19 protein-coding genes and 2 pseudogenes are annotated in these 18,878 nt (G+C 73.4%); 5 read left to right on the top strand and 16 right to left on the bottom strand.

Annotated elements, in window-relative coordinates:
• Window positions 1–10: 10 nt before the first annotated feature.
• The 9 genes and pseudogenes from O7602_RS01620 to O7602_RS01580 form a co-directional block, all read right to left on the bottom strand.
• Entirely contained in the window at window positions 11–112 is a 102-nt protein-coding gene (locus O7602_RS01620; RefSeq protein ID WP_007465623.1) for an AURKAIP1/COX24 domain-containing protein, read from the bottom strand.
• Between the two features lie 220 nt (window positions 113–332).
• Complete coding sequence (locus O7602_RS01615; protein ID WP_013288759.1) at window positions 333–542, bottom strand: helix-turn-helix domain-containing protein; 210 nt, start codon at window positions 540–542, stop codon at window positions 333–335.
• Between the two features lie 192 nt (window positions 543–734).
• Window positions 735–1,919 carry an ABC transporter permease gene (locus O7602_RS01610; RefSeq protein WP_281586482.1) on the bottom strand — a complete coding sequence of 395 codons (1,185 nt, stop codon included), beginning with the start codon at window positions 1,917–1,919 and terminating at the stop codon, window positions 735–737.
• 140 nt (window positions 1,920–2,059) lie between these two features.
• Window positions 2,060–2,884: pseudogene (locus O7602_RS01605) on the bottom strand (ABC transporter ATP-binding protein); the annotation flags it as partial.
• Entirely contained in the window at window positions 2,881–4,278 is a 1,398-nt protein-coding gene (locus O7602_RS01600; RefSeq protein ID WP_281586481.1) for an HlyD family efflux transporter periplasmic adaptor subunit, read from the bottom strand. The gene O7602_RS01600 and the pseudogene O7602_RS01605, both read right to left, overlap by 4 nt.
• Window positions 4,279–4,320: 42 nt before the next feature.
• Window positions 4,321–6,213 (bottom strand): hypothetical protein, encoded by a 1,893-nt coding sequence (locus tag O7602_RS01595; RefSeq protein ID WP_281586480.1) that lies wholly within the window; start codon window positions 6,211–6,213, stop codon window positions 4,321–4,323.
• A gap of 506 nt (window positions 6,214–6,719) precedes the next feature.
• The gene (locus O7602_RS01590) at window positions 6,720–7,040 is read right to left on the bottom strand and encodes a YrdB family protein (RefSeq protein WP_281586479.1); all 321 of its coding nucleotides are present in this window, start codon (window positions 7,038–7,040) and stop codon (window positions 6,720–6,722) included.
• 44 nt (window positions 7,041–7,084) lie between these two features.
• Window positions 7,085–7,654 (bottom strand): TetR/AcrR family transcriptional regulator, encoded by a 570-nt coding sequence (locus tag O7602_RS01585; protein WP_281586478.1) that lies wholly within the window; start codon window positions 7,652–7,654, stop codon window positions 7,085–7,087.
• Window positions 7,647–8,441: an alpha/beta hydrolase gene (locus O7602_RS01580; RefSeq protein ID WP_281586477.1), complete on the bottom strand. Its 795-nt coding sequence runs from the start codon at window positions 8,439–8,441 to the stop codon at window positions 7,647–7,649. Before O7602_RS01580 ends, O7602_RS01585 begins: the two co-directional genes overlap by 8 nt.
• Before the next feature lie 76 nt (window positions 8,442–8,517).
• Here O7602_RS01580 and O7602_RS30940 point away from each other — a divergent pair.
• Window positions 8,518–8,975: pseudogene (locus O7602_RS30940) on the top strand (VOC family protein).
• 1 nt (window position 8,976) lies between these two features.
• Here the strand turns inward: O7602_RS30940 and O7602_RS01575 are convergent.
• Window positions 8,977–9,897 carry a proline dehydrogenase family protein gene (locus tag O7602_RS01575; protein ID WP_281586476.1) on the bottom strand — a complete coding sequence of 307 codons (921 nt, stop codon included), beginning with the start codon at window positions 9,895–9,897 and terminating at the stop codon, window positions 8,977–8,979.
• A gap of 138 nt (window positions 9,898–10,035) precedes the next feature.
• On the opposite strand from O7602_RS01575, the gene O7602_RS01570 reads away from it, so the two are divergent.
• Window positions 10,036–10,602, top strand: coding sequence for a CGNR zinc finger domain-containing protein (locus tag O7602_RS01570; protein WP_281586475.1), 567 nt, complete (start codon window positions 10,036–10,038; stop codon window positions 10,600–10,602).
• 64 nt (window positions 10,603–10,666) lie between these two features.
• Here O7602_RS01570 and O7602_RS01565 read toward each other — a convergent pair whose 3' ends face one another.
• Both O7602_RS01565 and O7602_RS01560 read right to left on the bottom strand, forming a co-directional pair.
• The gene (locus O7602_RS01565; RefSeq protein ID WP_281586474.1) at window positions 10,667–11,473 is read right to left on the bottom strand and encodes a sugar phosphate isomerase/epimerase; all 807 of its coding nucleotides are present in this window, start codon (window positions 11,471–11,473) and stop codon (window positions 10,667–10,669) included.
• Between the two features lie 76 nt (window positions 11,474–11,549).
• Complete coding sequence (locus tag O7602_RS01560; protein WP_281586473.1) at window positions 11,550–12,494, bottom strand: Ppx/GppA phosphatase family protein; 945 nt, start codon at window positions 12,492–12,494, stop codon at window positions 11,550–11,552.
• A gap of 73 nt (window positions 12,495–12,567) precedes the next feature.
• Here O7602_RS01560 and O7602_RS01555 point away from each other — a divergent pair, with 73 nt between their 5' ends.
• Window positions 12,568–13,374: a hypothetical protein gene (locus O7602_RS01555; protein ID WP_281586472.1), complete on the top strand. Its 807-nt coding sequence runs from the start codon at window positions 12,568–12,570 to the stop codon at window positions 13,372–13,374.
• A gap of 45 nt (window positions 13,375–13,419) precedes the next feature.
• On the opposite strand, the gene O7602_RS01550 is transcribed toward O7602_RS01555, so the two are convergent.
• Window positions 13,420–13,998 (bottom strand): TetR/AcrR family transcriptional regulator, encoded by a 579-nt coding sequence (locus O7602_RS01550; protein WP_281586471.1) that lies wholly within the window; start codon window positions 13,996–13,998, stop codon window positions 13,420–13,422.
• Window positions 13,999–14,123: 125 nt separating this feature from the next.
• Between O7602_RS01550 and O7602_RS01545 the strand changes: the two genes are divergently transcribed.
• A complete protein-coding gene (locus O7602_RS01545; RefSeq protein ID WP_281586470.1) occupies window positions 14,124–14,777 on the top strand; it encodes an NAD(P)-binding domain-containing protein in 654 nt (217 codons plus the stop codon).
• 43 nt (window positions 14,778–14,820) lie between these two features.
• Here O7602_RS01545 and O7602_RS01540 read toward each other — a convergent pair whose 3' ends face one another.
• The 3 genes from O7602_RS01540 to O7602_RS01530 form a co-directional block, all read right to left on the bottom strand.
• Window positions 14,821–15,375 carry a hypothetical protein gene (locus O7602_RS01540; protein WP_281586469.1) on the bottom strand — a complete coding sequence of 185 codons (555 nt, stop codon included), beginning with the start codon at window positions 15,373–15,375 and terminating at the stop codon, window positions 14,821–14,823.
• Between the two features lie 658 nt (window positions 15,376–16,033).
• Window positions 16,034–16,717: a response regulator transcription factor gene (locus O7602_RS01535; protein WP_281586468.1), complete on the bottom strand. Its 684-nt coding sequence runs from the start codon at window positions 16,715–16,717 to the stop codon at window positions 16,034–16,036.
• A 20-nt stretch (window positions 16,718–16,737) separates the two neighbouring features.
• Window positions 16,738–17,952 carry an ATP-binding protein gene (locus tag O7602_RS01530; RefSeq protein ID WP_281590058.1) on the bottom strand — a complete coding sequence of 405 codons (1,215 nt, stop codon included), beginning with the start codon at window positions 17,950–17,952 and terminating at the stop codon, window positions 16,738–16,740.
• A 279-nt stretch (window positions 17,953–18,231) separates the two neighbouring features.
• Between O7602_RS01530 and phoU the strand changes: the two genes are divergently transcribed.
• Entirely contained in the window at window positions 18,232–18,876 is a 645-nt protein-coding gene (gene phoU, locus O7602_RS01525) for a phosphate signaling complex protein PhoU (RefSeq protein ID WP_281586467.1), read from the top strand.
• Window positions 18,877–18,878 lie beyond the last annotated feature (2 nt).

Raw genomic sequence — 18,878 nt, 5'->3', positions numbered from 1 at the left:
CCGGCGCCGGTCACTTGCCGAGACGGCGACGCTGGACGCGGGTCTTGCGCAGCAGCTTGCGGTGCTTCTTCTTAGCCATGCGCTTGCGGCGCTTCTTGACCACCGAGCCCATACGACAGCCTTTCGATGCAACGTGCGGGGCGGACCGGGAGACGCCACCGCCGGTGGCGCCGTGCCCGCTTGCGGACAACGGACCGGACCAGCGAGGTGGGCAGGGCACACCAGGGTGCGATCTCGGTCGGGCTCCAGGGTAGCCGCAGCGCGTCAGTCGGACCAACGCGCCCCCGTCGCTGCCCCTTTTCGTCACACTCGGCGGGCGGTCGCCGGCTGCGTCAGGCGGACTCCTGGAAGGCGCCCCGGAGGTATTCGTGCACGGCGTGCTCGGGCACCCGGAACGAGCGGCCGACCCGCACCGCGGTCAACTCACCGCTGTGCACGAGACGGTAGACCGTCATCTTGGAGACCCGCATGACCGTCGCCACCTCGGCGACGGTCAGGAACCTGACATCCGACAGCCGTGCGTCGGACTGCGACCCGGCCATGGCTCACCGACCCATTCCCGTGCCCGGCGCGTGCCACCGGGCAGGTGCTCCCGCCTCGACGAGCGACGCGCGTGTAACCAGTACGGTAGCGGGACGGCTGTGACCTGCGCGATCCCTTCCCACCTTTGACCACCGTGGGACGAGCGTTCACCAGGGCTTTTTCGCCCGGACGGGTGGCTCGTCCGAATCCACCTACTCGGCGCGCAGGGCCACCACCGGATCGAGCCGCCCGGCCCGCTGCGCCGGCACCACCCCGAAGACGATGCCCACCGCCGCCGAGACGCCGAAGGCGAGCGCCAGCGACCACCAGGTGATCGCGGCCGGGATCGGCGAGAACACGTCGACGAGCAGCGCGGTGCCCACCCCGAGCGCCATTCCGGTCAGGCCGCCGATCGAGGTGAGCAGCACCGCCTCCAGCAGGAACTGCACGCCGATGTCCCGGGGGCGGGCGCCGACCGCCTTGCGCAGGCCGATCTCCCGGGTCCGCTCGCGCACCGAGACCAACATGATGTTGGAGACGCCCACGCCGCCGACGAGCAACGAGATGCCGGCGATGGCGGCCAGCACGCCGGTGAGCACGCCCAGGATGTCGCCGAGCACGCCGAGGATCTGCTGCTGGGTGACGGCGCTGAACTCGGTGTCCGGATGCCGGCGGGACAACTCCGCGACGATCCGCTCGCCGAGCTGGTCGATCCGCTCCCGGTCGGGCGCCTTCACCGCGATGCCGTCGATCCGCTGGGTGCCCCACAGCCGCTGCGCGGCGGTGACCGGGATGTGCACCTCGTCGTCCCGGTCCACGCCGAGGCTCTGCCCGAGCGGCGCGAAGACGCCGATCACCCGGAACCGCACGCCGGCCAGCGTCACCTGCTGGCCGAGCGGGTCACGGTCGGGGAAGAGCGCCCGGGCCACCGAGGCCCCCAGCACCGCCACCCGCCGGCTGGTGTCCACGTCGGCCCCGGTCAGGTAGCGGCCCCGCTGAAGCGACCTGGTGAACACCGACGGGGTGGTCTCCAGCACGCCCTGCACGGTGGTGAAGTCGGACCGGTTGCCGGCCCGCGCGGTCGCGCCGGAGGCCACCGTGACGGCCACCCGCCCGGGATCGCCGACGACCCGGGACACGGCGTCGACGTCCCGGAGGTCCAGCGGGGACACCACCGGCGCGGTGCCCACCTCGATCCTCCCCGGCACCACCAGGAGCAGGTTCGAGCCGAGCCCCTCCACCTGCTGCTCGACCTGCTGCTTGGTGCCGGTGCCGATGGCCACCAGGATCACCACCGAGGCGACCCCGATGATCACGCCGAGCATGGTCAGCAGGCTGCGCAGCCGGTTGGCCCGCAGCGCGTCCAGCGCCACCCGCCAGGCCTCGGCCACCCTCATCCGGCGACCCCGCCGTCCCCGGCGTCGCGCGGAAGGCGTCCGGCGTCGCGCGGAAGGCGTCCGGCGTCGCGCGGAAGGCGTCCGGCGTCGCGCGGAAGGCGTCCGGCGTCGCGCGGAAGGCGTCCGGCGTCGCGCGGAAGGCGTCCGGTGGCCCCGGCGGCGCCACCGGGGCCACCGGACGGGTGCCCCGGACCGCTTCCGGACGCGGACCGGGGCTCCGCGCTGGGAGCGCGACCAAGTGTCGCAGGTCCGCCGACGTCGCCCGACGCCGGTCGATCATGACCGGTGTCCGACCTGATCAGCCCGTCCCGGACGGCGATCCGCCGGCGCGCGCGAGCCGCCACCTCCTGGTCGTGGGTCACCATCACCAGGGCCACCCCGGACTCGGCGTTCAGTCGCTCCAACAGCTCCAGCACCGCCTCGCCGGTGGCGCTGTCCAGGTTGCCGGTGGGCTCGTCGGCCAGCAGCACCGCCGGCTCGGTGACAAGCGCACGGGCGATCGCCACCCGTTGCTGCTCGCCGCCGGAGAGCTGGTTGGGACGGTGGTGCAGGCGGTGCCCCAACCCGACCCGCCCGAGCATCGCCGCCGCCCGTTCCCGCCGCTGCCGCGCCCCGACGCCCCGATAGACGAGCGGCAGCGCGACGTTGTCCACCGCGGACGTCCGGGCCAGCAGGTGGAACGCCTGGAAGACGAAACCGATCGTCTCGTTGCGCAGCGTCGCCAACTCGGGCGCGGTGAGCGTGGCGACGTCCCGGCCGCCGATCACCAGCTTGCCGCCGCTGGGCCGGTCCAACCCGCCGAGCAGGTGCATGAGCGTGGACTTGCCCGAACCAGACGGGCCGATCACCGCCACGTACTCGCCCTGGTCGATGGTGAGCGACACGCCGCGCAGCGCGGACACCGACACCCCGTCCAGCTCGTACGTGCGCGACACGTCGACCGCCTCGATCGCGGCGACCGTCACGGCAGTTCCTGGCCGTCGCGGACCTGGTCGGCGCCGCGCACCACCACCCGGTCGCCGGCCCGCACCCCGTCCACGATCTGCACCAGGTCCGGCCCCTGCACGCCGACGGTCACCGGGACCCGGTCCGCCCGGCCGTCGCGCAGCACCCAGACCGCGTCCCGCCCGTCCGCGGAGAAGACCGCCGAGGCCGGCACCGCCACCGCGTCGGCCGCCTCCCGCACCCGCAGCCGCACCACCGCGTTCATGCCGGGGCGGGGCACGGGTGCGGCCTCCGCCTCGCCGAGCCGGCCGGCGCCCAGGTCGAGCCGGACCCGGTAGGTGACCCCGCCCCGGGCCGAGCTGGTGGGGAGCACGTCCACCGAACGCACGGTCGCGTCGTACGTCGCGCCGGTCACCGCGTCCAGCTCGACCGAGGCGGGCACCCCGGCGCGGACCAGCAGCACGTCGGTCTCGTCCACCTCGGCGAGCAGGCCCAGCCGGCCGGTGTCCACCACGGTGAGCACAGGCGTGCCGGCGGTGACCCGGCCACCGGCCGGCACCGCGTCGTCGACGCCGGCCGGCGGGCCGCCCGAACCGGCCCCGCCCACCGCCGACGGGTCGAGGCCGGGCACCGACGCGCCACCGGTCGCGCCGAACAGCCCGGCCAGGTCGGTCGGCGCCGCCGCCCGGGTGCCACCCGGCTGCACCACACCGGCGATCGGGGCCCGCAGCGTCGGCGCATCGACAGTCGCCTTCGCCAGGTCGTACGCCTGCTGGGCCTGAAGTCGCTGCGCGGCCGACAGCGCGCTGACGGCGCTGTTCAGGCCCGCCACGCCGCGCTGCACGGCGGTGACCGCGCGGTCGGCGGCGCGGGCGGCCGAGACGTACTGCCGCTGCGCCGACTCGACCTGGAGCAGCAACGCGGCGCGTACCCGCGGGTCGCCGACCTTGCCGGCGGCGGCGCGGGCGGCGGCGAACGCCTCGTCGGCGGCCCGGTCGGTGCCGCGGCGGTGGCCGCCCAGGTCGCCGGCGCCGACACCCCGGCCGGCCCGCTTCGCCGCGCGCAGCGCGTCCCGCGCCTGGGCCAGGCGGTCCCGCGCGGCCGGCGAGTCGACCACGGCGAGCACCTGCCCCTTGGTGACCCGCTGGCCGGGTTGGACGCGCAGGGCGGCGAGGGTGCCGTCGGCGGGAGCGGTGAGCGTCGCGGCGGCCCGCGCGGTCACCGTGGCGGGCGCGTCGATGACCTCGGTGACCAGCGCGCGACCCACCGGGGCGACGGTGACCGCCGGGTCGTCGTCGCCGCAACTGGCGGCCGTGGTGCCGGTCAGCGCGACGACGGCGAGGAGTGCGGTGACGAGACGGGGGCGGCGGGCCGCGGGCAGCCGCGGCGAGAGGGTGCGGGCCACCCGGCCCATGCTACGACCCGTCGGCGTCGCAGCGACCCGTCGCGTCGGTGCTCAGCCGGCGACCGCCCGGGCGTACGCGACGCAGTCGTCGTGCAGCTCCGGCCACGGGTCGCCGAAGACCTCGTCGGCGGCCTCCGCCGGGGACCGGCGCTTGTGCACCACCGCCCGGAAGAAGTCCAGCACCCGCTGCTCGCCGTACCTGTCGACCAGGTGACGAACGGCCAGATAGCCGAGGCCGTACGCGCCGCCGACCCGGTCGTCGGTCGCGTCGTCGTCCGGGGCCACCGAGTCGAGCCGGCCGGACCATCCGCCGCGGATCAGCTTGCGCACCTCGGCCAGCCCCTCGTAGCGGTCGACCGGCTGCCCGTCGGCGCCGGCGTACTCCGCCAGTCCCTCCACCAGCCACCAGTCCGCGTGGTCCGCGTACCCCTGCTCGGGCAGCGAGGCGGCGTGGGTCAACTCGTGCCGGAGCAGGTCGTCGACGCCGGCCGGGGAGAGGCTCTGCGCGTTGAGCACCACGTCGTGCCGTCCACCCCCGACGCCGACCGCGTAACCGGCGGTCCACTTCGGGCGGCCACCGCCGTACCAGCGCTTCCACTCAGCCTTGCCGGCGTAGTAGACCAGGTACCGGTCCGGCGGCGGGCCCACCGCGTACCGGTCGGCGGTCCGGGCGGCGGCCTCGGCCTGCCCGAGCAGCCCGGGCAGCTTCGCCCGCTGGGCCGGCGTGGTGGCCACAAGCGCCCGCTTCCCGACCGCCACGGCCAGCTCGCTCACCTCCCATGGACGCACGCCCGCCGGGTCCGTCAAGGACCGCTCCACGGCGAGCAGCCGCGGCTGCTCACCCACCAGCCGCCACCGCGTGCCCATCCCCGCCGTGCTCGGCGCGCAGCCGGGCTCCACGAAGCAGTAGCCCACCGTCACCGTGAGCCGCCACTCCCCGGGCCGCCCGTCCACCGCCACCGGCACCCCGTCCGCCGCCGGACGCCACACCGTGACCCGCAGCGCGCGCAACGCCGCGTACCGCCGGGTCAGCGCCGGCCGGGCGGCCGGCTCCGCCACCGCGAGGAAGCCGGCCCGGTCACCGCCGAGCAGTGCCCCGGCCTGCCGGTCGAGCTGCCCGACCATCCGCTCGGCGAGCTGCCGCTGCGCCGCCGTACCCCGGTCCGCCGCGCCCGCCGCCGGCCGCCCGGCCGCGTCCGGCTCCCGAAGGAGTACGCCGGGAACCGCGCCCGCGACCAGCCCGAGCACCAGCCCGAGCGCCGTCCACAACGGCCACCGCCGCCGCTTCCCCGCCGCCGGGGTCGGCGCGGGTACGGCTGCCTGCGGCACCCCGGCGGGCGGAGCTGACGTCGAAGGTGGCACGGCGAACACGACGGTGCTCGGCTCGGACGCGGTCGACGCGGTCGGTCCGGTCGACGCGGTCGGCGCGGACGCGACCGGTGTCGGCGCGGACGGTGTCGGCGCGGATGCGACCGGCTCCGGTGTGACAGCTCTGCTTGCGACCAGCCCGGGTCCGGCCAGCTCGGGTCCGGCCAGCTCGGGTCCGGCCAGCTCGGGTCCGGCCAGCTCCGGCGTCGCCTCCACAGCGGAATTGCCGACCGACCGTAGGGCGGAACCACCGCCCGGCGCGGAGACGGGCTCGGCCGCCGGCACCGGGACGGAAGCGCCCCCAGTCGGGCGTGCCGTGCTGTCCGCGGCTGTGGGAGCAGAGCGGCTGGTCGGACCGGTGGTCGCCACGACATCGTCGACCGGCGAGCCCTCACCCTGGTGCCGCGCGTCGCCCGCACCCGAGCCGAGGCCGGGTTCGTCGTCGTCGGCTGCCCGGCCGAGAGGCTGCTCGCCGTCGGCCGCCCGGCCGGGAGGCTGCTCGCCGTCGGCTGCCCGGCCGGGAGGCTGCTCGCCGTCGGCTGCCCGGCCGGGAGGCTGCTCGTCGCCGTCGGTCACGGGCGAAGGGTACGACCAATCGGGCGTTCCGGGAAAGTGCCCGGCGAGTAGTCCCTGCCCCAGGCCCCGTGGGCAGATCTGACCGGTAAACAGACTCAGCTTGCACCCGTTTGGCCGTCTTGATGCCCCCGGTGCTCGGGAGACGTCGGTAGGCCGGACGCCAGTTCGGTGATGTGGCGGTATCCGACCACCGGCGATGCCCCCACTTCACCGAACTGGTGTTGATCATGGCCAAACGATCACCGCCCACGCTTCCTCGCACGAGACCCGGCCGGAGAGCAGGCCACCGTGCGGCCGGTTGCCCGTTTTCACGCCTGCGCGGCGTCCCGACGAGACCAGGTGACTTGGAGGAAAATGGCCCCCAGAGGGGCCCTCCGCTTCCAAGATCTACCGACGACGGTGAGATCTTGGTACGGGGACGCCCCTCCGGGGAAGGATTCGTACCAAGATCTGCCGCCAACGCTCGCGAAGCAGCCGGCGGGAGCCGGCGGGAGCGGGGACGCGCGTCAGACGGGGGCGCCGGCGTGGGTCAGGAGGGCCTTGTCCACGGCCCAGAGGAGCACCAGCACCGTGCCGGGGACGGGGTGGCCGGCAAGGGCGAGCAGCAGGCCGCCGGTGAGGAAGCAGGCGGCCTGGATGCCGAGCTTGACCGGGGCGGGCAGCGGCACGGCGGCCCGGGGCGAGCAGAACACTCCCCAGGTCACGGCGAGTGCCAGCGGCGCGCCCAGTTCGGCGAGCAGCCGCACCGGCCAGCCGGTGTCGAGCGTGAAGCCCCAGAACCCGGCGGCGGCCAGCAGCGCCAACTCCAGCAGGAAGATGAGCCCCACCAACGCGCCCTTCGTCGTGCCGCCCGGAGACGACGGCCCGGCGTTCAGCGGGACCGCCAGCCACGGTATGCGACGTCGAGTCCGTCGATCATCTGCTCAAAGGAGCGGTCGACGTCGCGGGGCAGCCCGAACCCACCGGCCGCCTCCAGGGTGACGAAGCCGTGCACGGTGGACCGGAACATCCGGGTCGCGTCGACGGCCGCGTCGCCGTCGATGCCGTACCCGTGCAGGATCGCGAAGATCGCGCCGACGGCGCGTTCGGCGGCGGCCAGGTGCTCCGGGTCGGTCGGGTCGGGCGCCCGCTGGGAGGCCGGGTAGCGGCCGGGGTGCCGGTGCGCGTACCCCCGGTAGGCGGTGGCGACGGCGCGCAACGCGTCGCCGCCGGCCCGGCCCGCGGCGGCGCTTGTCAGCACGTCGGCCATCTCGGTGGCGGCCAGCACGGCGAGCTTCTGACGCAGGGCGTCCGCACCGCGCACATGCTTGTAGAGGCTGGGCAGCGCGACGCCGAGCCGGCCGGCCAGCGCGGCCAGGGTCAGCCGGTCGTGTCCGACCTCGTCGGCGAGCACGGCCGCCTCCCGGACCACCGTCACCGGAGTCAGGCCGGCCCTAGGCACGCGCGGTCGCTCGCAGGAACTCGACCAGGTCGGCGGCGGTGGCGTCGGGCTGGTCGGCGTGCGGATAGTGGCCGGAGTCGGCGATCATGCGGGCTTCGGCGACGGCGAACTGCCGGCGGGCGGCCCGCGCCTCGGCGCCCGGGTCGGGGAAGTCCGGGTCCTTCGTACCCATCAGGATCAGCACCGGCTGCCGCACCTCGCGTGCCCGTGCGGTCCAGTGCGGCTCCACCGGCGCGACCACGCCGCGCACCGCGGCCATCCGGCCGCGCAGCTTGGCGACCATCTCCCTGCGGTACGCGGCGTCGTCGGCCGGCCGCCCGCACGGGAAGAGCGTGCGGTGGAACAGCCCGAACAGCCGCGGGCTGCGCAGCACGGCGGCTTGGGCGGCCCGCATCAGCGGGTTCGGCCCCGGCACCTTGACGAACGGGCTGACCTGCACGATGCCGCCTACCAGCGCCGGGTCCTCGGCGGCGGCGAAGACCACGGCCGCACCGCTGGACGAGCTGCCGACCAGGGTGGCCGGCCCGCCACCCAGCGTCCGCACCACGGCCAGCAGGTCACTGCCGACCGCCGCCGGGGCGTACGTGGGCCAGCGCGGGCTGGAGTCGCCGTGGCCGCGTACGTCCACGGCGGCGACCCGGTAGCCGGCCGCCACCAGCAGCGGCACCATGTGCCGGAAGGCCGCCCGGTTCTCCCCCATGCCGTGCGACAGCACCACGAGCGGCCCCGTGCCGTGCACCTCGTAGGCGATCGTCCCACCGTCCCGCGACACCTGGCTAACTGTCATAGCCGCAAAGCTAATGTCATTAGCTTTTAGCGTCAAGTGTTGACCTCAACCCGACCTGAGGTCGCACGATCACCGCATGCCGATCTCCGCCGACACCCACGTACGCCTCGCCCGGCCCAGCCGCGACCTGCCCGCAGCCGAACGGTTCTATGCCGACGGCCTGGGCCTGGACGTGCTCTACCGGGACGCGGCCGACGGCCCGGGCGAACACGACCTGGTGATGCTCGGCCGACCCGGCGCGGGCTGGCACCTGGAGCTGGTGGGCGGCGCGGCGCTGACCGTCGACCCGCGCCCCACCGAGGCGGACCTGTTCGTGCTCTACCTGGACGGGCCGGTCGAGGACGGGCTGGTGGCGAGACTGGAAGGGGCCGGCGGGACCAGGGTCTCCGCCGGCCCCTACTGGGACGACGACAACTCCAGCTCGGCGCGTCTGACGCCGCGCCACGACCTGGAGCCGTCGGGTGGGGGATCGCGTTCGCCGACCCGGACGGCTACCGCCTCGTGCTGTGCACCCGGACCTGGTCGAACGGCTGACTCACGTCGTCGACATCACCGCGCGGCCGAAGAACGCCAGGTTGGCCGGGCGCTCGGCCAGTCGGCGCATCAGGTAGCCGTACCACTGGTCGCCGTAGGGAACGTAGGTACGCACCGTGTAGCCCTCGCCGACCAGACGCTTCTGCTCGTCCGGGCGGATGCCGTAGAGCATCTGGAACTCGAACCGGCCCGGGTCGCGGTCGAACCAGCGCGCCCGGTCCTCGCCGATCGCGATCAGGCGCGGGTCGTGGGTGGCGAGCATCGGGTAGCCGTCGCCCGCCATCAGCACGTTCATGCAGCGCACGTATGACTTGTCCACCTCGCGGGCGGACTGGTAGGCCACCGACTCCGGCTCCCGGTAGGCCCCCTTGCACAGCCGCACCCGGGACCCGGCGGAGGCCAGCTCGCGGCAGTCCGACTCGGTCCGTCGCAGGTACGCCTGGAGCACCGCGCCCGTCGACGGGTGGTCCTTGCGCAGCTTGGTCAGGACGTCGAGCGTCGAGTCGGTGGTGGTGTGATCTTCCATGTCCAGCGTGACCGTGGTGCCCGCCGCGTCGGCCGCCGCGCAGATCGCCCGCACGTTCTCGTACGCGAGCTGCTCGTCGAACATCTGGCCGAGCGCGGAGAGCTTCACGCTGACCTCGGCGGCCGGGGTGAGCCCGGCGGCACCGAGCAGGCGCAGCAGTTTCACGTATTCGTCCCGGGTGGCGTTCGCCTGCTCACCGGTGGTGGTGTCCTCGCCCAGGTAGTCGAGGGTGACCGCTTGGCCGTCGGCGACGAGTGCGCGGGTCGCGCGCAGCGCGTCGTCGGTGCCGGCGCCGGCGACGAACCGGCGGACGACGTCCCGGGTGAACGGGGCCGTCGCGACGAGCCGCTCCACCTGGGATGACCGGGAGGCGGCGAGGATGACGGAACGGAGCATGGGCCGAGCCTAACGCCCACCCCGGCACCCGCGCCGGGCACGTGTTAGGCGGGGGCCCTTGTTATCAGCCTGGCGATAAGAAGGGCCCCCGCCAAACGCACCGCGCCATGTCCGCGCCGAGTCGTCTACCGTTGGGGCGTGAACTTCGACGCGTACGCCCGGACCGGGGTCGAGCTCGTCAACGCCCGGCTGGACGACCTCGACGGCCTGCGGGCCCTCTTCCCGGACGAGAACGCCTGGATGCGCGACGAGGTCGCGGAGCGGGACCTCGCCATCTTCCGGCGAGCACAGAAACGCCTGCGGGACGTCTTCGAGTACGGCACCTCGGGCCGGGATGCCGACGCCGTGACGGAGCTGAACGCGCTGCTGGAGGCGTTCCCGGTGCAGCCCCGCATCTCCGGCCACGACTCCTCGGACTGGCACATGCACGTGACCAGCCGGGGCGCCTCGGTCTCCTCCGAATACCTGGCCGGGGCGGTCTGGGGGCTGTCGGTCTGGCTCTGCGAGTACGGCAGCGCCCGGTTCGGGGTCTGCGCGGACGAGCGCTGCGGCAACGTCTACCTGGACACCTCGTCGAACTGCTGCCGGCGGTTCTGCTCCGAGCGGTGCGCCACCCGCTCGCACGTGGCGGCGCACCGCGCCCGCAAGCGTGCCGCGGTCGGCGAGCAGGCGGTGCCGGCCCAGCCGCTCGCCCCGGTCAGCTGACCGCTGCGGTGTTCACCCGGCCCGCCGGCCGTCGGCGGCGCGGCCAGGCGTCTCGGCGGCGCGGTCAGGCGTCGACGGGTGAGGGCGCGGTCAGGTTGGCCCGGGCGAACGCCAGCGACTCGCGCAGGTCCGCCTCCCGGACCGCGCGGCTCTTCGCGCCCCGGGTGGTCACCTCCACCGCCACCGAGCCGGTGAAGCCGCGCCCGGCCAGCGAGCGGAGCAGCTCCGCGCAGGGCTGACCGCCCCGGCCCGGCACCAGGTGCTCGTCCCGCCCCTCGCCGGTGCCGTCGCCCAGGTGCACGTGCGCGAGCCGGCTGCCCATCCGGTCGGCCATCGCCAGCGCGTCCGTGTGCGAGGCCGCGCAGTGCGACAGGTCGAGCGTGTAGGCGGCGTAACCGGCGTCGGTCGGGTCCCAGCCCGGGACGTACGGCACGAACTGCCGGCCGGCCATCCGCACCGGGAACATGTTCTCCACCGCGAAGCGGAGCCCACCGAACTGCCCGGCGATGGCGTCCAGGCCGTCGGTGAACGTACGCGCGTAGTCACGCTGCCAGGTGAACGGCGGATGCACCACCACGGTCGGCGACTCCAGCGTCTCGGCCAGCTCAGCGGCGCGGCGCAGCCGCTCCCACGGGTCGGGGCTCCACACCCGCTGGGTGACCAGCAGGCAGGGCGCGTGCACCGACAGCACCGGAATGTCGTAGTGCTCGGACAGGCCGCGCAGCGCGCCCGCGTCCTGGCTCACCGGGTCGGTCCAGACCATCACCTCGACGCCGTCGTAGCCGAGCGCGGAGGCGAGCTGGAACGCCGCCGCGGTCCGTTCGGGAAAGACCGAGGACGTGGACAGGAGCACCGGGACGCGGGAAGTCACACCCCTTAGGGTAGCCGCACCCGCCAGGAGGCATCGGGACGAGCAGCCGCAAAATCACCCAGAGCGACCGCTCGAATCACATCGGTGCAAGCTGATCCAGCCGGCGTAGGATGACCCCTTCGCGCAACGCCCAGGGGCAGATGTCCACGCTGTCGACGTCGAGCCGGCGCATCACCGCCTCGGCCACCACCGCGCCGGCCAGGAGCTGGTGCGCCCGCTGCGCGCTGACGCCCTCCAGCTCCGGCAGGTGAGCCGGCGGAATGTGCCGGACGAACCCGAGCACCTGCCGCAAGCCGGTGCGGGTCAGGCTGCGCCGCGCCCAGAGACCGGCGCCGGACGGCGCGGCGCCGGCCAACCTCGCCAGCGAGCGGAACGTCTTGGAGGTGGCCACCGGACGCTCCCAGCCCACCTCGGTCAGCTGCTTCACCACCGGGTCGAGCTGCGCGTCCACGTACTCCCGCAGGTCCTCCACGGCCCGGGCGGGTGGCGGCGTCAGCCCGGCCGGGTCGATCGCCAGCCGCTCCCGGCTGAGCCGGCCCGCGCCGAGCGGCAACGAGACCGCCACGTCCGGATGCTCGTCGATGCCGGCGGCAAGCTCCAGCGAGCCACCGCCGATGTCGAGCGCCAGCAACCGCCCGGCGGACCAACCGAACCACCGCCGCACCGCGAGGAACGTCATCCGCGCCTCGTCCGCGCCGGAGAGCACCCCCAGACGTACGCCGGTCTCGTCGCGGACCCGGGCCAGCACCTCGCCGGCGTTCGTGGCGTCGCGGACCGCGCTCGTGGCGAACGCCAACAGGTCCTCGGCGCCCAGCCCGTCCGCCGCCGCCCGCGCCATGCCGACGGCCTCGACCAGCCCGTCGGCGCCGGCGTCGGTCAACGCGCCGTCGGGGCCGATCTGCTCGGCCAGCCGCAGCACCACCTTCTCCGAGTGGGCCGGCCAGGGATGCGCGCCGTGGTGGGCGTCGACCACCAACAGGTGCACCGTGTTGGAACCGACGTCGAGGACACCCAGTCGCATGGGAAGCACCCTAGGGCCAACACGTTTCGTCGGCTCACCGGCCGGTCGAGGTGACCGCGCGTACGCTGGTCGGGTGACAGGGCAGATCGAGCTTCACGTGCTGGTGGACGACCCGGACGACCCGCGTAGCCGCGAGGTCGGGCTGGACTTTCCGCGGGAGTGGATCGAGTTCGTCGACCCGGCCGACCCGAAGCACGTCGTCCGGGCCGACCTGACCTGGCTGCTCTCCCGCTGGACGTGCATCTTCGGCCGGGGCTGCCACGGCATCGTCGCCGGGCGGGCCGCCGACGGGTGCTGCTCGCACGGCGCGTTCTTCACCGACTCCGACGACGAGAAGCGGGTCCGGGCTGCGGTCAAGCGGCTCACGCCGGAGACCTGGCAGCACTTCCGTCGCGGCTTCAAGAACTGGACCGAGAACGACACGGTTGACGGCAAGACGCCGGCCCGGCGCACCGCCACCCGGGCGGTGGACGCGCCGTGCGTGTTCCTCAACGACGCCGACTTCCCCGCCGGCGGTGGCTGCGCCCTGCACGCCCAGGCGCTGCGCGACGGCGTGCACCCGCTGGAATACAAGCCGGACGTCTGCTGGCAACTGCCGGTCCGCCGCGACCAGGAGTGGCACAAGCGGCCGGACAACACCAAGGTCCTGATCTCCACGCTGGCCGAGTTCGACCGGCGCGGCTGGGGCGCCGGCGGCCACGACCTGGACTGGTGGTGCACCTCCTCCACCGACGCGCACGTCGGCGCCGAGCCGATGTACGTCTCCTACGGCCCGGAGCTGACCGCGCTGATCGGTGCGCCTGCGTACGCGAAGCTGGCCGAACTGTGCGCCGCCCGCCACCGTCAGGGCCAGATCGCCCCGCACCCCGCCAGCGAGTAAGGAAGGGGCCCCTATTAACGCTTCCGGTAGAGGAAGGGGCCCCGCTTAACGCTTGGGGAACGCCGCGTCGACGAGCGCCTGGGCACTACGCCGGGCCGCCTCGGCGACCGCCGGGTCGGCGTCGAGCACACCCCCGGCAAGACCGCCGTCGAGCACCAGGGTGAGCTGCCGGGCCAACAGCTCCGGCTCGGCCGCCCCGGCCTGCCGGGCCAGGTCGGTCACCCAGGCCCGCACCGCGTTCTTGTGCTCGACCGTACGGGCGTGCACCGGGCCGCCAGCGGGCGACTCGGCCGCGGTGTTGATGAACGCGCAGCCGTGATAGCCCTCCCGACGGCAGGCCCCGGTGAGCGCGTCGAACATCCCGACGAGCTGGGCCCGGGGATCGTCGCCGGCCGCCCGGGCCGCGTCCCGCAACGCGCCGGACCAGGCCCGGTCGACCTTCTCCAGGTACGCTAGGACGAGGTCGTCCTTGCTCGGGAAGTGCTTGTAGAGCGTCGCCTTCGCGACGCCGGACTCGGCGATCACCGTATCCACCCCGACGCCACGCGGCCCGTACGTGTAGAACAGCCGGAACGCGGTCGCCAGGATGCGCTCCCGGGCGGCGCCGGCGGGAGTGCGGGCCATGGGTCCTCCTCGGTGTCGGTCGAAGCCTATCTGTTCACACCCTTCAAGTAGACAGACCTGTCTGTTAGTCTCGGTCGCACCGAGCGACGCATCGGCGTCGCGCAATATCGGAGGACGGATTCCACATGCGTATCGCAGTGCTGGGCACCGGCGTGGTCGGACGGGCGATCGCCGCTCGCACGACCGAACTGGGCCACGAAGTCGTCGTCGGCACCCGTGACGTCGCCGCCACCCGGGACGCAGACTGGGGCGACTGGGCCACCGGCCACCCCGGAGTCGCCCTCGCCGTCCACGCCGACGCCACCGCCGGCGCCGACCTGGTGGTGAACGCAACAAGCGGCGACGGCTCCCTCCCCACACTCCACGCGGCGGGCGCGGAGAACCTGGCCGGCAAGGTCCTGCTCGACATCGCCAATCCGCTCGACTTCAGCCGGGGCTTTCCGCCCACCCTGTCGGTGCTCAACGACGACTCACTCGCCGAACGGATCCAGCGGACGTTTCCCCGTACCCGGGTGGTGAAGGCGCTCAACACGCTCACCGCCGACCTGATGACACACCCCCGGCAACTCGGCGGCGGGGACCACAGCGTCTTCGTGTCCGGCGACGACGCCGAGGCCAAGAAGACGGTCGCCGAGCTGCTCATCAGCTTCGGCCACACCGACGTGATCGACCTTGGCGACATCACCACGGCACGGGGCACCGAGATGCTGATGCCGATCTGGCTGCGTCTCTACGGCCGACTGGGCACCCCGTTGTTCAACGTCAAGGTCGTACGCTGAAAGGCCGGCACCCGTTGTTGCGGGTGCCGGCCTTCGTGCGTGCTTACTTGTTCCAGTGCTTGGTGACGAGGTCGGTGGCCTGGTTCTCCCACTGGGCGTAGGCGTCGGGGTAGGCGCTCACCTGGACGGTCTGGGCGGCCTTGGTCAGGGGCATGTCCTGCCAGCCGTCGACCTGCTTCAGGCCCTTCAGGAACGCCAGCGTCGAGTATTCGGGGTCGGTGATCTGCTCCGGGCTACCCCAACCGCTCGACGGGCGCTGCTGGAACAGACCCAGGGAGTCGTGGTCGTTGGTGTCGCCCAGGTGGCCCAGGTTCTCCAGCTTCGACTCCTGCAAGCTGGTGGCGATGGAGATGACCGCCGCCCGCTCGGGCAGGCCCGCCTTCTTCGTCGCGGCGATGATCGCCTTGACGTTGGCGGTCTGCTCACCGTTGAGCGTGATGGTCGACTGCTTGCCCTCGGCCTGCGCCACGGCCGCGGCGGCGGCGGGCTTGGCGGTGTGGGGGGTGTCGGCGTGAGCGGCGATCGGACCGGCGAACACACCACCGGTGAACGCCAGACCAGCGATACCCAGGACACTCTTACGCAGAATCGTGTTCATGGGGGGCTCCATTCCGGGGGTCGACACACACGCCGAGCGGGGGTGGTCGGCGCGCGGGCGAGCACCGTCAGGCGCTCAAAGTTCGGGGGTTCCGGCGGCCTTCGCGGGGCGGGGCCTCAACGCGGGTGGGCCGGAGTGACTGTGTAACGACCGGCTACCCACCGTCATTCCCGGGGGCAGGGTCGGCCGCGCGGCATGGGCGCGCCGGCCTTCCTCGGTCGTTCACCGGGTTACAACGCCCCCACCCCCGCGACGATTCCGCCGCCAGAGTGCCACCCACCACCCCCGAACCCGACACCCCACCCACCCGCACACGAAGACACCCACACCGTTCCACCCAGGCGCCACCACGCCCACGACCGGAACGCCAGAGGTGTCTCCACGCGCTGCAGACGTCCATGACGCTCCACCCGCGCGCTGTCAAGGCCGCGAGTGGAGCGCTATGGATCCCCACCTCGTCCAGTTGATCATGAAGTTGACCGCCGGGAGAGCGCTCCCCGGCACCGCCAACTTCATGATCAACGCACTTCCCATCCGCGCGCCCGTGGAGATCCGGACCGGCGGGCTTCGTCGCTCGACCCCCCCGACGAAAGGACGGAATCCGGCGCGCCCACGAGACGGGCATCTGCCCGGGGCAGACCCACGCCCGCCGGGGCGGTCACGGCTCGAACTTGTAGCCCAGACCCCGCACCGTGACGATGTAGCGCGGCGTGGACGGCTCCGGCTCGATCTTCGACCGCAACCGCTTCACGTGCACGTCGAGCGTCTTGGTGTCGCCCACGTAGTCGGCCCCCCAGACGCGGTCGATGAGCTGCCCTCGGGTGAGCACCCGGCCGGCGTTGCGCAGCAGCAGCTCCAGCAGCTCGAACTCCTTGAGCGGCAGTTGCACGCCGGCCCCGTCCACGGTCACCACGTGGCGCTCGATGTCCATCCGAACCGGGCCGGCGGCAAGCGTCGGCGCTCCCGTCTCGTTGGCCTCGGCGGTCTGCCGGCGCAGCACCGCCCGGATCCGGGCGACCAGCTCACGCGGCGAGTAGGGCTTCGTCACGTAGTCGTCGGCGCCGATCTCCAGGCCGACCACCTTGTCGATCTCGCTGTCCCGGGCGGTGACCATGATGATCGGTACGTGCGACCGCTGGCGGAGCTGACGGCAGACCTCGGTGCCCGACATCTCCGGCAGCATCAGGTCGAGCAGCACGATGTCCGCGCCGGTCCGGTCGAACTCGGTGAGGGCGGAGGTGCCCGTCGCCGCGACGGAGACCTCGAACCCCTCCTTGCGGAGCATGTAGGACAGGGCGTCGGAGAACGACTCTTCGTCCTCGACCACCAGTACGCGGCTCAACGGGTGTTCCTTTCCTGTGGTCAGACCTGCCGGAGCTCGGCCGGGCCGGCCTCGATCCCAGCGGAGGCGAGTGTCGCCTCCAGGTCGTCCGGGGGGCGGGCAGGCAGCCGGAGGGTGAACGTCGAACCCCCACCAAGAGTGCTCGACACATCCACCCGGCCGCCATGGTTGCTGGCGATGTGTTTGACGATGGCCAGTCCCAGGCCGGTGCCGCCGGTCGAGCGCGATCGGGCCTGGTCGGCGCGGTAGAAGCGCTCGAAGATCCGGTCGACCTCGTTCGGGGCGATGCCGATGCCCTGGTCGGCGACCGCGATCTCGACGTGCTCGTCGGTGCCCCGCACGGTCATCCGGACCGTGGTGTCCTCGGCCGAGTAGTTGACCGCGTTCTCCACCAGGTTCGCCACCGCCGTGGCGAGTTGGCTGTCGCTCCCGTACACGGTCAGGCCCCGCTGCCCGCCCACGACGATCTCCACCCGGCGGGCGGTGGCCGGGGTGCGGGTCCGGTCGATCACCTCCGCGAGCACCCAGTCCACGGAGACCGGTTCGGGCGCCGGCTGCGGCTCGGCGCCCTGGAGCCGGGTGAGTTCCAGCAACTCCTGCACCAACCGGCCGAGCCGGGTCGACTCGTGCTGGATCCGTTCGGCGAACCGCCGCGCGGCGACCAGGTCCTCGGACAGGTCGGGCGCGCCGTCGCCGGCCGGCTCGGTGGCGTCGACGAGCGCCTCGGCCAGCAGTTGGAGGGCGCCGATCGGGGTCTTCAGCTCGTGGCTCACGTTCGCCACGAAGTCCCGGCGCACCCGGGCCAGGCGGTGCGACTCGGTGACGTCGACCGCCTCGATCGAGATGTAGCCGGCGCCCAGCCCCATGGCCCGCAGGTGCACGCCGAGCGGGTTGTCGCCGGCGCTGTCGCGACCCCGCGGCAGGTCGAGCTCGATCTCGCGACGCACGCCCGTGCGCCGGACCTGCCCGGCGAGGGTACGGATCAACGGGTGCGCCGCGATCGACCCGGGTGTCGCCCCGGCCCGGAGCAGGCCCATCGCCCGGGCCGCCGGGTTCACCAGCACCGGCGTGTCGTCCGCGTCGAGCACCACCACGCCGGCTCGAAGCGAGTCGATCGTCTTGCGGCCGAGCCCGGAGAGGCCCCCCTGCGCTTCGTCCGGAATCGTCGGCCTCCCTGCGTCACGGCGGGAGGTCCCGCCGCCCCGCGACGCCCACCGGCGCCGCCATTCCGTCACGGAACCGGACAGCGTCGATCCGGCGACCAGTCCGGCCACCAACGCCACGGCCACCGCGATGGCCACTGCCCATTCCACCCGGCGATCGTAGGGTCATTGTTAACCCAAGGAACGGGCACAAAGGGACGAATCACTCTCGCTTCCGAGAATGTTCACCCATGGGTCCCGCGTCGTTCATCCGCGTTCACCCTGGTGCCGGCCGTCCGGCCTACCGTGGGGCGCGCACCTGCTCACGCCGTACCCGCCTCGGGCCGCGGCCCCCGACCCCAGGAAGTGACGATGCGCGACGAGTTCCGGGCCGACCTGCAGATTGTCAGCCAACTGCTGGTGGACATGGCCGAGGCGGTGCGCGCGGCCATGCGGCAGGCCACCAAGGCGCTTCTCACCGCCGACCGCGGCGCGGCCGAGACGGTGATCGCGCGGGACGCCGAGATCGACGAGCTCTACCGGCACGTGGAGGAGCGGGTCTGCGACCTGCTGGCCCGGCAGGCCCCGGTCGCCTCCGACCTGCGAGCCATGATCACCGCTCTGCACGTGGCCGCCGACCTGGAGCGGATGGGTGACCTGGCCGACCACGTGGCCAAGACGGCGCTGCGCCGGCACCCCTCCCCGGCGGTGCCGGCCGAGCTGCGGCCGGTCTTCACCGACATGGCCGGCATCGCCGACCGGATGGCCGAGAAGATCGGCGCGGTGCTGGCCAAGCCCGACGCCGATGTCGCCGCCGAGCTGGACCGGGACGACGACGCCATGGACGACCTGCACAAGAGTCTGTTCGGCGTGCTGCTCGGCGACGACTGGCCGTACGGGGTGGAGACGGCGATCGACGCGACCCTGCTGGGCCGCTTCTACGAGCGCTTCGCCGACCACGCGGTGAACGCCGGCGAGCACGTGGTCTACCTGATCACCGGCGCCCCGTCGGCCTGACC

This window comes from Micromonospora sp. WMMD1128, from assembly GCF_027497235.1.
Classification (GTDB): domain Bacteria; phylum Actinomycetota; class Actinomycetes; order Mycobacteriales; family Micromonosporaceae; genus Micromonospora.
The sequence above is the reverse complement of the archived record's forward strand: the minus strand, read 5'-3'. Positions and strand labels throughout refer to the sequence as shown.